The organism is Halomicronema sp. CCY15110, from assembly GCF_016888165.1.
Taxonomy (GTDB): Bacteria; Cyanobacteriota; Cyanobacteriia; order Phormidesmidales; family Phormidesmidaceae; genus Halomicronema.
This window is the reverse complement of record NZ_JACSWC010000370.1, coordinates 34,100-46,989: the sequence shown is the minus strand read 5'-3', so window position 1 is coordinate 46,989 and position 12,890 is coordinate 34,100. Positions and strand designations below refer to the sequence as shown.

General features: G+C 56.4%; 12 protein-coding genes and 1 pseudogene. 6 read left to right on the top strand and 7 right to left on the bottom strand.

Annotated features, from left to right (window positions below):
- Positions 1-39: 39 nt before the first annotated feature.
- From JUK32_RS17830 to JUK32_RS27680, 5 genes and pseudogenes are all read left to right on the top strand, one after another.
- Positions 40-723: a hypothetical protein gene (locus JUK32_RS17830; RefSeq protein ID WP_204140214.1), complete on the top strand. Its 684-nt coding sequence runs from the start codon at positions 40-42 to the stop codon at positions 721-723.
- A gap of 303 nt (positions 724-1,026) precedes the next feature.
- The gene (locus JUK32_RS17825; RefSeq protein WP_309224572.1) at positions 1,027-1,377 is read left to right on the top strand and encodes a DUF4160 domain-containing protein; all 351 of its coding nucleotides are present in this window, start codon (positions 1,027-1,029) and stop codon (positions 1,375-1,377) included.
- The gene (locus JUK32_RS17820) at positions 1,349-1,621 is read left to right on the top strand and encodes a DUF2442 domain-containing protein (protein WP_204140212.1); all 273 of its coding nucleotides are present in this window, start codon (positions 1,349-1,351) and stop codon (positions 1,619-1,621) included. Before JUK32_RS17825 ends, JUK32_RS17820 begins: the two co-directional genes overlap by 29 nt.
- Positions 1,622-1,708: 87 nt before the next feature.
- Positions 1,709-1,903: pseudogene (locus tag JUK32_RS28775) on the top strand (pentapeptide repeat-containing protein); the annotation flags it as partial.
- An 867-nt stretch (positions 1,904-2,770) separates the two neighbouring features.
- Complete coding sequence (locus JUK32_RS27680) at positions 2,771-3,883, top strand: pentapeptide repeat-containing protein (protein ID WP_239112796.1); 1,113 nt, start codon at positions 2,771-2,773, stop codon at positions 3,881-3,883.
- Between the two features lie 40 nt (positions 3,884-3,923).
- Here the strand turns inward: JUK32_RS27680 and JUK32_RS17810 are convergent, their stop codons facing one another.
- Positions 3,924-4,868 (bottom strand): succinylglutamate desuccinylase/aspartoacylase family protein, encoded by a 945-nt coding sequence (locus tag JUK32_RS17810; protein ID WP_375541581.1) that lies wholly within the window; start codon positions 4,866-4,868, stop codon positions 3,924-3,926.
- 83 nt (positions 4,869-4,951) lie between these two features.
- Positions 4,952-5,104, bottom strand: coding sequence for a hypothetical protein (locus JUK32_RS17805; protein ID WP_204140209.1), 153 nt, complete (start codon positions 5,102-5,104; stop codon positions 4,952-4,954).
- A 27-nt stretch (positions 5,105-5,131) separates the two neighbouring features.
- Here JUK32_RS17805 and JUK32_RS17800 point away from each other — a divergent pair, with 27 nt between their 5' ends.
- The gene (locus tag JUK32_RS17800; RefSeq protein ID WP_204140208.1) at positions 5,132-6,298 is read left to right on the top strand and encodes a DNA double-strand break repair nuclease NurA; all 1,167 of its coding nucleotides are present in this window, start codon (positions 5,132-5,134) and stop codon (positions 6,296-6,298) included.
- Here JUK32_RS17800 and JUK32_RS28080 read toward each other — a convergent pair.
- The 5 genes from JUK32_RS28080 to JUK32_RS17775 all read right to left on the bottom strand — a co-directional run bounded on the left by JUK32_RS28080 (position 6,295) and on the right by JUK32_RS17775 (position 12,849).
- A complete protein-coding gene (locus JUK32_RS28080; protein WP_204140207.1) occupies positions 6,295-6,816 on the bottom strand; it encodes a DUF4864 domain-containing protein in 522 nt (173 codons plus the stop codon). The genes JUK32_RS17800 and JUK32_RS28080 overlap by 4 nt on opposite strands.
- Before the next feature lie 106 nt (positions 6,817-6,922).
- The gene (locus JUK32_RS17790) at positions 6,923-8,056 is read right to left on the bottom strand and encodes a glycosyltransferase family 1 protein (RefSeq protein WP_204140206.1); all 1,134 of its coding nucleotides are present in this window, start codon (positions 8,054-8,056) and stop codon (positions 6,923-6,925) included.
- A 154-nt stretch (positions 8,057-8,210) separates the two neighbouring features.
- Positions 8,211-9,362, bottom strand: coding sequence for an NAD-dependent epimerase/dehydratase family protein (locus JUK32_RS17785; protein ID WP_204140205.1), 1,152 nt, complete (start codon positions 9,360-9,362; stop codon positions 8,211-8,213).
- 242 nt (positions 9,363-9,604) lie between these two features.
- Positions 9,605-10,837: an esterase-like activity of phytase family protein gene (locus JUK32_RS17780; protein ID WP_309224571.1), complete on the bottom strand. Its 1,233-nt coding sequence runs from the start codon at positions 10,835-10,837 to the stop codon at positions 9,605-9,607.
- A 26-nt stretch (positions 10,838-10,863) separates the two neighbouring features.
- Entirely contained in the window at positions 10,864-12,849 is a 1,986-nt protein-coding gene (locus JUK32_RS17775; protein ID WP_204140204.1) for an FAD-dependent oxidoreductase, read from the bottom strand.
- Positions 12,850-12,890: the final 41 nt, after the last annotated feature.

Below are 12,890 nucleotides of genomic sequence, written 5' to 3'. Positions count from 1 at the left end.
AGCTACCATCAACATCATTGAGCTTGCAAGGATAACAGTATGGTTGGCTCCCTCCCTCAGCTCCCAGTCACGCGGCGGCGGCCTTGGGTACAGATCGGATGTATCATCAGCGGACTCGCAGTGAGTACCTTGGCGGGCTGCGTCGTCCCGACTGAAACTGGCTCAGAGTCGTCTGCGCCGCCGGCAACGGAGCACACCATGCCGCCCGAAATGGTGCCCGCATCGGTGAGCGATCGCGTCCTAGAGCAAGCCGCCCAAGACCTGCAACTGCCCATCAGCGAACTCAGCATTTTGCGAGTCAATCAAGAAACCTGGCTTGATGGCTGCTTGGGGTTGGGTCGCCCCGATGAAGGGTGCCTACAAGCGCTAGTGCCCGGTTGGCAGGTGGAAGTGGTGCATCACGACACCAGCGATTTTTACCGCACGGATGCTGAGGGAAATGCCATTCGGCGATCGCCCCTCGACAACAATCTCCCCCCCTCGATTGGTGAAAAAGTCATCGCCCTCGCCGCCGCAGAAGCCGGAGTCCCTGCCGAACAACTCCAGGTGACCAGCTCAGAACCGCGCGTATGGGATGGCTGTTTAGGCATCGCTGCGCCCAATACTGCCTGTACTGATATCGCGATATTTGGCTGGCGGGCAGTGGTGGAAGGTGGGGGTGCAACCCTGGTCTATCACACCGACATGAGCGGCGATGACATTCGGTTAAACGATTTGGAATAGGCGCGATCGCACCACACGCGGCACCCAGCCCTGCAACAAGAACTGGATCGGGCGGGATTGTAGCCACGGGCGATCGCGCCACCAGTGCCACTTGGCCCGGCCACCAGAGGGCGATCGCGCTGGACTATAAAGATTGGCGGTCTACGCAATCTTCATTTGACCGCTAATGTTTAGATCAGCGACAGTTTTGGGCATCTACAGGCTTAATGATGGTGCCGACTCTACTCAGAATTGGGCCTGACGTCTTTACAAAAGTGCCTGACAAGTCGGCAACAATAGCCTCGCTCTGAGAATTGGGCTTAAATGGAGAAAATTTGCTGGGCACCCACTCCCCACTCTTACCCTCTCGCCCGCCATGTCAGATCGCCGCCAATACCCCGGTCAACTCTTTCCAGCCAAATCAGAAAGATGCCAGCAGGATTAAAGCTTGGGCCTTACCGGTTTTATTTCTACAGTCATGAACCTAATGAACCCCCTCATATTCATGTTGATCGAGACTGTGCATCCGCTAAATTTTGGTTACATTCAGGAGAGTTGGCTAACAATATTGGCTTTAGTCCCAAGGAATTACGCAAACTACGCAAGCTTGTTTTAGACCATCAGCAACTGTTTTTGGAGGCCTGGTATGGATGGTTTGGCGATTCAAATCGATGAGCGGGTCAAAGATGTCCATTTCACCGAAGACACCATCAGCGTAGACCTCATGGATGGGCGAACTATTACAGTGCCTTTGGTCTGGTATCCCCGATTATTGAACGCCACGCCAGCCCAGCGAAAGCAGTGGGAAGTCTGTGGCGGCGGCTATGGTATGCACTGGGAAGCACTGGACGAAGATCTCAGCACAGCGGGCTTGTTACGCGGCGCACCTTCACCGGAAGCCATCAGGAAACAGTCGTAGCCTTGCTCTGAGAATTGGGCTTAAATAGAGAAAATTTGCTGGGCACCCACCATCCCACTCTCTTACCGTCCCACTACCCTCTCCCCCATGTCAGAACGCGGCAAGTACCACGGGCAGCGCCTCCAAGCCAAAGATGTGTTGCGCCTCTACGCCGCTGGTGAGCGTGACTTTCGCGGCACTATCTTGCGCAGCTGCGACTTTCGTGGGGCCGACCTATCAGGGGCCGACTTCACCGGAGCCGATATTCGAAGTACCACTTTCATAAATACTAATTTAACCGCCGCAAATTTCAATCGGTCTCAAGGGGGAAAGGCATTTTTAGGTGAGGATGTGACCTTTGTTCAAAACCATCTTTTTTACTGGCTTTTAGTATTCACTAATTCTCTTGCCAGTCTTTCAAGTTACCTATTGCCAATTATCCTCATCTTTTCTCCAGTTCTTGGTACAGAACTATTTTCAGCAGCAGAATACGCTTTCCTCATACTCATGCATTCGATAATTTTCATGCTAAGTATTCCAATGCTGACATTACCTAGTTCCTATCAAATTAGTGGAGCTCTATTTCTCTTGTCTTTAAATGGGATAGTTGCGTTCTCAGTATTTGTTACACGTCAAGGCTTTAGCGTCGATTCTTTTTCCGTTTTGCCCTTCCTACTTGTGACGCAATCAGCCTCTATCTTGTTTGCATTGACATGCTCAATCTCTATCTCGGTCAACGTTTTTTCTTTAAGAAGATCAGGTTGGATATTATCAGGCTTTGGTTATTGTGGTGGGGCTGTGTTAGCGGCAAGTAGTCTAAGACCTTTAATTATTCAGCTAGATAGCCATGTATTTTCATGGATTTTCTGGTTGATTTTTGCACTTCATATGAGCGGCACTTTCTACAACGCTCACCAAATCACTCAACCCGATTTTGAACATTCTTATCTTCGGAGGATGGCCTTAGCTTTAGCAGCATTTGGAGCATCTTCCTTCCATGGTTCAGATTTGACAAATGCAACTTTTATATCGGCAAGCCTTAGAAATGTAAGGTTTGCTGCTCATGATGGCTCGCCAGCTTGCATAAACCGTGTTCGTTGGCATCAAACAAAGGGATTAGATTACGCCCGCCTCGGCACCAGTAACCTGCAAGATCCCCGCGTTCGCAATTTGCTGGTTTCCCTCAATGGCGTTGACCAAGACCTGACCAATGCTGACCTGCGGGGAGTCAATTTAGCGGGGGCGACACTCCACCGCATTCGTCTCAAGGGAACCAACCTCAACGGCGCAACTCTGGAGGGAGCGGAACTGCACGGGGCGAATTTGACCAATGCGCAATGTGTCGGCACTGACTTCACGGGGGCGCACCTGACCGGAGCTTGCCTGGAAGCGTGGAACATTGACGAGACGACCATCCTCAAAGACATTGACTGCGAGTATGTTTTCCTCAAAGCCGAGCCGGATGACAAGGGCAACCGGGAGCGGCGACCCCACAATCCCGACAAGATCTTCCAACCCGGTGACTTCGAGAAGTTCTTCAAAGAAATGCTCGACACGGTGCAAATCCTGATCCGTAATGGGGTTGACCCGCAAGCATTTCAAGCCGCGTTTGAGCAGGTCATGGCTGACAATCCTGAGATCACCCGCGAGTCCATTCAAGGCATGGAAAAGCAGGGCGAGGATGTGTTGCTGACCCTGCAAGTGTCCGACGGCACCGATAAAGCTCAGGTCGAGCGCAGTTGGGATCAGGGCTATCAGATCGGACTCGAAGCAGGCTACACCAAGGGGCTGCTGCAAGGGCAAACGCAGCGAGCCGAGGACGTGAAAGAAGTCGCTTTGGGCTTCAGCAAGTTTCTGTCGTCTATTCAAATTAACAACATGAATAATCCCATTAATGCGGGTGACGGTGGCTTTATCAACACGGGCAGCATGGAGGGCAATGTCGTCAACCTGGGCGAACTCAGCGGTCAGGTAACGGTGCAGATCAGCCAACTGCCGGACGCGGCCCCGAGTGCCGATCAGCGCAGCCTGAAAGAGTTGCTCACGGAGTTGCAAGCCGCCATTGTAGCGGAGACAGAACTCAGCGACATCGAGAAAAAAGAAGCCCTGGGGGAAGTGGGCAAGCTGGCGGAGGCTGGAAGCAAGCCCCAAGAAAACGCGATGCAGCGAGTGGCAAAGCGGGCGACGGCGAACTTGAAGGCGATCGCTGAGCCGCTGACGGAGGCGTCGAATTTGGTGACGGTGTGTAAGTCCTTGCTGCCTTTGATTTTGGCGGTGTTTTGACGCTACGGCATCGTCGTCTCCGCTGCCGCGTACCGGGTGCTCAACTGGATTGAACCTTCGCAATGTGGACGAGGGCGTCGCCCTGGTGAATGAGGGGATTTTGGCTGTAGCCGATGACGTAGCCATCCAGCGGGCTGCGGGCGGGGGTGGGTTTGTCGCCAAAGGCATCGGTGACAAAGCCCAGGGTTTCTTTGGCGCTGACCCGCTGACCCAGTTCCACTTTGCGATGCCAAAAGCCCCCCCGCGAAGCCCGAATCCATCTTGTTTCAGAGGATTCGATCGCGATCGGCACCTGCGTCGGCGCATCCAGGGTGTACATATCCAAATACGCCAGCACCCGCCGCACCCCATCCACCCCCACTTGAATCGCGTCTTCCCCAAACCGCAGCGCCTCACCCCCCTCATACAGCAGCGTGGGGATATTCCGCTTGGCGGCGGCTTCTCGCAGGGAGCCGTCCCGCGTACTGGCATGGATCATGATCGGCGCGCCAAAGGCTTTGGCAAAAGCGTGGGTCGTCGGGTCTTGCAAATTGGCGCGAATTTGGGGGAAGTTGTTGCGGTGAATCGCGGCGGTGTGGAGGTCGATGCCGTGGGTGCAGTGACTCACCACCTCTTGCATGAAAATGGCGGCGAGGCGAGCCGCCAGCGATCCCCGCGCAGAGCCGGGAAAGGAACGGTTGAGATCGCGGCGATCGGGCAGGTAGCGCGACTGTTCGATCAGACCAAAGATATTCACCACGGGAACGGCGAGCACCGTGCCGTGCAGGTAAGACGATTTGAGCGATCGCACCACGCGGCGAATAATTTCGACGCCGTTCAATTCATCCCCATGAATGGCGGCGCTCAGCCAAAGACAGGGGCCGGGATAGCGCCCTCGCACCACGGCGACGGGTAGCGAAAGTGTCGTGCCCGTCGGTAACCGCGTGACCGGAATCTCGACTTTGACCCGCTTGCCGGGCGGAATTTCGACTTTGCCAATCACCAGCGGCGATCGCCCTAAATCGGTGTTGGGATGCGGTGGTGGCGCGATCTCAGATTCCCCTTCCAACGGCAGTAGGCTCCATCCATTCAGTCTGCATAGGGTAACAAATCTATCGCGCCGCGATTGTTCTCCCCTGGGTCGGGCCGCTCGTCACGACAGGTGTCCCGCGCCATCCCTGCCCGCCGCCCCGCCCCCCGAAATTGGCCGGTGCGATCCGAAAAAACGGCACTATAATACATTAGTCCTAAAGCAAAGAGTCAGGATATATGCCCGTTAGCCCTGCTCAAATCCGCGCCGTGTTGGAAGAGAAACGCGAGGCGCTCTCGACTTTTAACCAGACATTTAAGGACGATCTTGATCGCTATCGCAAAGCCTGGCAAAGCTTGACTCAGGAACCCTTTGCAAAAACGGCTAAGCGGCTGTCGAAATCAGGCATCGGGGCGCATCTGCTGGAAAATTTTGACGCGGTGGGCAAAGGCGTAATCGCCACTCAGCATCACTGGGCCAATCGGGAAGACAGTCTGGAATGGGTGAAGGCGCAACTGGCGGGGGTGACGACCTTTGCGGTCGATGGCTCTCAGATCTTTCCCAGCAAAGATGTGTCGCTGCCCGTGGCGCTGATTCAGATTGGCTGGTTCGAAAATCCCCACACGCCGGACGGGCAATACACCAAAGACATTGCGCTGGATGTGCTGACGCCGGATGACCTGCGGGTCAACCACCAGGGCGAGCCGGTCGATCGCCGGGTCAACATCCGCCGCTTTGAAATGGAAGTGGAGCGGTTGGTGGGCTACATGCAAACTTGTCAGTGTCCAGACCGGACGCTGGTGCTGTTTGACGGCTCGCTGGTGGTGACCTTTGCCGATGCGTTTGATCCCGAAAGTCAGGCCGCCTACGTGAATGCGATGGTGAAGCTGCTCGCCACCAGTCAGCAGTGCCGGGTGCCGCTGGTGGGCTTTATCGATACCTCCTATGCCCGTGACCTCACCACGCTATTGCAGCACTATGACCCACAGGTCAAAGCCGTTGAGACGATTCACGATGCCCAGGTGCTCAAAAAGTTGATGTCCTGGGGCGATCGCACGCCGCTGCTGCACTGCGATCGCGAGGGCATTCTCGATAAATATGGCGACCAGCAAGATCAGGTCATTTTCACGTATTTGCAGACGACCCGCGATCGCCCCCCCGCGCGGCTGGAACTGCCCCGGTGGCTTTGGGAAGCGGGCCTAGCGGAAACTGTCATTAACTGGGTGAAAGCGGAAGTCATTGTGGGCAGTGGGTACCCGTATGCGATCGAAACTGCCGACCAAACGGCGGTGCTGCAAGCGCCCGATCGCCAACTGTTCTACCGCATCTTGCAAGACTGGGCCGATCGCGAAAAACTCAATGTCCAGTTTTCGCGCAAGCTGGTGAGCAAACTGCGGCGGCGTTAAATGGTTTCGCCCTCCACGGGGGCCAACACACAACCCGCGATGCGCCAGGTTTCGTCCGGCTGTTTTTCCATTTGGTAATAGGCGGTCACCCAGGTGCCGCTGGGGCCGAGGACGATGACCGCTTGTACGGGCCGCCCCTGAATGAATTCAACCGGGCCAAAATCGACGGACTGCGGTCGATAGACGGGTTCGTACATCGTCTGCACCATGCCCATGAACTCATCTGCCGTCTCAAACTGATCTTGAATATCGGGGCTGGCAAAGCTCAAGGCTAACTCAGCGTCATCGGCTTGAAACGCGGCCAACTGTTGGCGAATGATTGCGGCGATCGCGGTTTCATCAGCGGCGGTCAGTTCCAGGGGCGCACTCGCGGCCGGCCCTGGCTTAGAAGCGGGAAACACGGCGATCCCCGGCGGCGATTCGGGTGCGCGGGCGCGCTGCTGTTGCCCCCACCAAGCCAGCGGCAGGGCGATCGCGACCAGCAAGGCACCGATGGTGTAGATCCGACGTCGCTGCACAACCAATCCTCAATTTCAGACTGGTTTCAGCCTAACGACATTGGGGGTGACCTGCTATATCACTGAACACATGCTGACGATGCCCGCCTTCTGGGCGGACTGAAGCCTAAGCGGCTGTTGGCATCGCGCCAGCGTTCAAAATTTCCGCATAGAAGTCAACCAGTTGCCGCGTGGCGGCGTTCCAGCCCCACTTTTCGGCTTCCATGCGGGCATTGCGGCGCATCAGCTCGCGTTCAGCGCCCCGATCGAGCAGGCGCTGGGTGGCGGCGATCGCCCCCCCGTCATCTTTCGGATCAAACAAATAGCCGTTCTCGCCGTTGGTGACAATATCGGGAATGCCGCCAGCGTTGGCTGCCACCACCGGACACCCCGCCGCCATCGCTTCCAGCAGCACCAAGCCCAACGTTTCCGTCCGCGAGGGGAACACAAACGCATCGGCAGAAGCATACGCCGATCCCAACGCTTCCCCGGCTAAATACCCCACAAAGTTGGTGTTCGTCCCGGCAAAGTGCCGTTCCAGATCTTCGCGGTGGGGGCCATCGCCCACCAGCGCTAACCGCGCATCGGGGATGGATTCCAGCACAGGTTTAATGCGATCGACTTCTTTCTCGGCTGAGAGGCGACCGACATACAACAGCAGCGGCGCGTCGGGATGGCCCTGAGTGAGGCGATCGCGCATGTCTCGGCTCGCGAGTTCCGGGCGGAACAGCTCCGTATCAACCCCCCGCTGCCACACCTGCACCCGCTCCACCCCGTGCTCCGTCAGTTCTTCCTGCATCGCCGTCGAAGTGACCAAATTAATCCGCGCCTGATTGTGAACCGCTTTAATCAGTTCCCACATCACCCCTTCCAAGACGCCCAAGCCGTAATGCTCTAAATACTTCGGCAAATGGGTGTGGTACGAGGCCATCAGCGGCAGGTTCAACGTCTTGGCATAAAACAGCCCCGCCATCCCCAACACCGCTGGATTCACAATGTGAATTAAGTCGGGGGCAAACGCTTCGACCGCTTCCCAAATCGAGGGGCGCGGCAACGCCAGCTTCAGCTCAGGATAGAGCGGAAACGCCATGCCCGACACCCCATGGATTTGCGCTCCTTTGTACGACGTCATTCCCCCTTCGGGACAAAATACCATCACGTCGTGCCCCAACCGCTGGAGATGCTCCACCGTATGCTTGAGGCGGGTCACAATCCCGTCAACTTTGGGCAAAAAGGTTTCAGTGAATAGGGCAATACGCATGGGCTCGGTACTCGAAGCTAGGACATCCAACAAAAAAATAGCGACAGACAAAAAAAGAGACTAGATTCCCAACTTTCTAGACACCTGTAAAGGCCCTAAAATATCGGCAAACCTAATCTCCTTTCCAGTTAACGAAACCAGATGAATTCGCAGTCTAACGACGCCACTTCACTTGGGGTAAAATTTGGCTCTGGTCAATGCGACCCTTGTACTTAGTAGCAAAGTTCAACAAAGAATCCAGCAAAGAATCCGACAGGTAGTGCGGCTCTAAGCCCAGATCCAGCAGGTTAGTATTCTTGGCGTTGAAGTAGTGATCTTCGGCCTCTACCCGAGGATTTTCGAGGTTCTTGACCTCGACTTTGACGCCCAGGGTGCCGCCCGCTTGCTGCACTTGCTTAGCCAATTCGTTGACGCTAAACATTTCCGTGAACTGGTTGAACACGCGGAACTCACCGGGATCGGCGGGATTGCTGATCGCAATTTCAACACAGCGCACCGTGTCACGAATGTCGAGGAAGGCGCGGGTTTGGCTGCCGTTGCCGTAGACCGTGAGCGGGTGACCTACCGCCGCCTGAGTACAGAAGCGGTTGAGAGCGGTGCCAAAGACCCCGTCATAGTCCAGACGGTTAATTAGCAATTCGTCCATCCCAGTCTCTTCGGTCAAGACGCCGTAGACTACGCCTTGGTTAAGGTCAGTTGCCCGCAGGCCCCAAATCTTGCAGGCGAAGTGGATGTTGTGAGAATCGTGCACCTTGGAGAGGTGGTAGAAAGAGCCGGGCTGCTTGGGATACGGCAGCGTATCTTTGCGACCATTGTGCTCGATGGTGATGTAGCCTTCTTCGATGTCGATGTTGGGCGTACCGTATTCGCCCATGGTGCCCAGCTTCACGAGGTGGCAGTCGGGGAAATGGTCGCGCAGCGCGTACAGCAGATTGAGGTTGCCGATGACGTTGTTGGACTGGGTCAGGACGGCGTGCTCACGGTCAATCATCGAGAACGGTGCCGATCGCTGCTCACCGAAGTGAACGACCGCGTCGGGCTGAAACTGTAGCAGCGCTTTTTCGAGATAGGGATAATCGTTCAGGTCACCGACAAACAGGTCAATTTCCTTGCCAGTCAGATCTTTCCAGCGCTGTAAACGAGTCTGGATGGGCGCGATCGGAGTCAAAGTGTCGACACACAATTGTGCATCCCAATGACGCCGTACCAGACTATCGAAAATACCAACTTCGTGGCCCCGGTTAGACAAGTGAAGCGCCGTTGCCCAACCACAATATCCGTCGCCGCCGATGACTAAGACTCTCATATTAATCAATCAAACACATCGCCAATACCCGCTTAATGTATCAGTTTTGTGTCCCCTAAACATAGTGTCCTGAAAAAGTCTCGGGTCGGGGTTGGTAACTTGGGGTTTTCTTTGCCCAGAGGCATTGTGGTCAAATCATTGGGCTTTAAGACGTCCCGCGATTATGAAGCACACCCTCGGGGCAGAGGATAATTCGGCAACTTTTTGGGGGTAGAGAAAGCCCAGAGTTCAGTGGTGATTAATTACCCGATCGCAAGGCGAAATAACCACACCTGAGTCGTTTGATCCTGAGAAAAATTGTTATCACTAATCAGCCACAGACTGGCGCTGCCGTCGGGCAGGGGTGGCCCCAAAGTCATGCCTTCCAAGTTATCGATCGCATCCACCGGCAGATCGAGCGTTGTGAAATCCAGCAACAACTGTTTTTGAATCGGGTTGAGGTTGTCGAGGGTGGGCAGCGCGGGCACCGTGGAAATGTCAGTTGCGCCGCCCGTAGCGAGTTGAAAAAGTTTGACGATAAAGCCCCGAATGCCCAACACCCGTTCGAGGGCGAGAAAATGCCCGCCCTGGTCGATCGCCACCAGCTCCGTCAAGCCGTTCACCACAGTGCCCAGGGGTTCAAGACTCAGGGGATAGGCGTATTCAGAGATGAAGGTGGATTGATCTGGCCCGATGAGGTAATGCACAAAACGGTTGGCGAGGGGATTCGCAGGGTCAGGATCAAAGTCTTGGGCGAGGGCTGATTCCGTTGCCATGAAGAGGCGAAAGGGTTCAAAGGCTCCGGCACTGGACGTTGGCCCCAGGGTCAGGGCCTCAAAGCCGAGATTCTCGCGAATGCCCCGCGCTTCCGGTTCGGGATCAGCCTCGGTGGCGACCGCGGGTAGGAAGCGAGCGGGGAGCCGGAACTCGGTTTGCAGGCGACCCGTGGCGAGATCGTACTCGTTTAGTGCTGGGGGAGCCTGAGTGGCGGGCACGCCTTCACTAGAGATGAACACCGTTTGGCGCGGTGAGAGGACCATGCCTTCGGGATCGAGGCGATCGCTGGGATAGTCATTCCCCGCCTGATCTTTCAGCGTGGTGACTGCTTGCACCTCAATACTCCCAATGGTGGGCGCTTCCGGCGCACTGACGTCGGTGGCGATCTTCAGGGTGTAAAACCGGGGCGGCGCGAGGCGACCGCGATCGTCTGACAGGGCGTAAAACACATCTTGCTGGCGATCGTAGGTGAGGGCCGACAGACCGCCGACGGGGGTATCGGCAAAGGTTTGTGGGGGCAGCGTCGCTACGTCCAGGAGCTCAATTTGCAGGGGCAAAAATAGCCGCTCTTCGGCACTGACCTGGGGCAAGTCACAGCCGGTTAGGGTCAGCAGAATGCAGCCAGCCACGAGTCCCAACAGCAGGGAGCGGCCCCGCCGCGATCGCTGCCAACCGTAGCGCAGTCTCGTTAACCTCGCTTGCCACAGACCCTTGACCACAAATTCGTCCTCTACCAGTTTTTCTTTTACCAGTAGTAGCGCAGTTTTTGATCGACCAAGAAGTTTTGCAGGTCACCGATCTGATCCGTCACGACGATTTGGGAGGGCGTGAGATCAACGGGTTGAGCTTTTTCAGTCAACCAGCCAGCGGTGGCCCCGGCCGCTGCCCCGACACTCCATTCGCCATAATGCACCCGCGTCATGGCATTCACAATGTGCGACCCGGCAATGCTTTTGCCGCCGATGATCAGGTTATCCACCCCGACGGGGATCAACGCCTCAATGGGAATGGGTAACGGTCGAGCTAGCCGTTCGTTGACGCTGGCGCGGGTGGCTTCGTACGAGGGTGCCCAGTTACGCCAACGACAGCCGTGGATGTCAATGTCGTAGTGGGTGAGGGCGATCGCGGTGGGGGCAAACTCGCGTCCTCCGTCAATATCCACCCGCAAATCGCGCTCCGTCATCATGAACTGTTCTTGGCCATAGGCGGGCCGACCGATAATTCGTCGCCCTTCGCGAATATAAGGCACCATGCTGAGACCCGACTGGGTCCACATGGGGGCATCCGGCCCGTATAAAAACGTCAGGGGAAACTCATCCGTCGCTTGCTGATCGATCAGCCATTCCGCAAACAGCAGGGCATGGTTCTCGCCATTTTTTAGCGCTTGAATCGAGAGCCCCCCCATCCAGTTTTGATATTGCCCCGTGTCTTGCAATACATCCTGGGTCATCACCAGGGCATCGTCCATGATGTTCCAGTCATTGCCTTCCGTCCAGTTGATCATCGTCAACTCGCCGGTGGTGGTGCGGGCGACCGATCCTTCCCCGGTCTGGCGGCTGATGATGCGGCGGTAATTGAACAAGCTGCGATTGTTAAACATGGGAAACCCTTCCATGCCAAACATTTTGCGATGTTCATCTTTGGGCAGGCTGGTTTCTAAGCGGGCGAGGGCCTGTTTGCTGCCGCCCTCGTCGTCGACGATGCCCATCACAAAGGGATAGGTAAACGCCTGGGTGCAAGCGGGATTCGACTGCACGGGGGCATTCGGCTCGTCCAGCACGTCTTTGCCGTCGGAGCCCACCCGAAAGGGGATCTGGGCCCAAGCAATAAATTCCCCGGTGTCGGTGGCGTCGATCACGATCATCCGCTGACCGGCGGGCGGTTGCAGGCGAATGGGCTTTTTGTCATAGAGGTCGCTGCTCGACCAGGCATACCAGTCGTACAGCTCTTGCGATAGCCGCCCTTTGGGCAGGTAATTGTCGTTCTTGGGCGTCCGGCCCACAGCGTAAACAGCGGTGATGTTGCGCCCCGATGTGTCGAAGGCTGCACCTTTGAAGGCGGTCGAGGTGGCCCAGCGGCTCTGGGGCGATGCGGCTAAGGCCGACTGCAACAGTTGCTCGGAGGCATTGGCTCCTGCCCGGGGCAAAAAGCAGAGGGAGCCGACCCAGCAGCTATTGGTTTCGTAGGTGAATTGGCGATCGCTCATCCCCGTCCACCCCGGCAGCCGCACCGGCTGACTGCGAATTGACCGCTTGAACTCGCGCCAGCTTTCCGAAAAATTCTGTATTTGCCGCATCGATCGCGACTCATCAATGGCCGAGACCCCCTGGGAACTCACTTGTCCTCCCAGCCAGGGCGTCACCTCAATCAGGCAAGTTTGGGCTCCCGTCCGCATGGCGTGGGTCGCCGCGGCGACGCCTCCTAAGGTACCGCCGACCACGACGACCTCACATTCCCAGACTTCTTGGGCTTGGGGCAAGGGCGAAATCTGCGGACGACCATTGGCCGCTTTGACATCCTGGAGACCGATGAGGGTGGTGCCCTCGGTCAGGGTCTTGCCGACTTGAATCGTGCCCAGGGGGGCGGGTACTTCGAGATAACTCGCCGCAATGTTAAAAGCTTGCAGCAGCAAAGCCCCACCCGCGATCGCCAAAATCGAGAGAAAGGTGGCCCGACGCTTGCGTTGTCGGCGTTTAGCAGCCAGATTGCGATAAAAGCGGCGCGTTGCCATTGTGAATGGGAGTAGTACAGTCAGTCTAAGTGCTTCAGAGT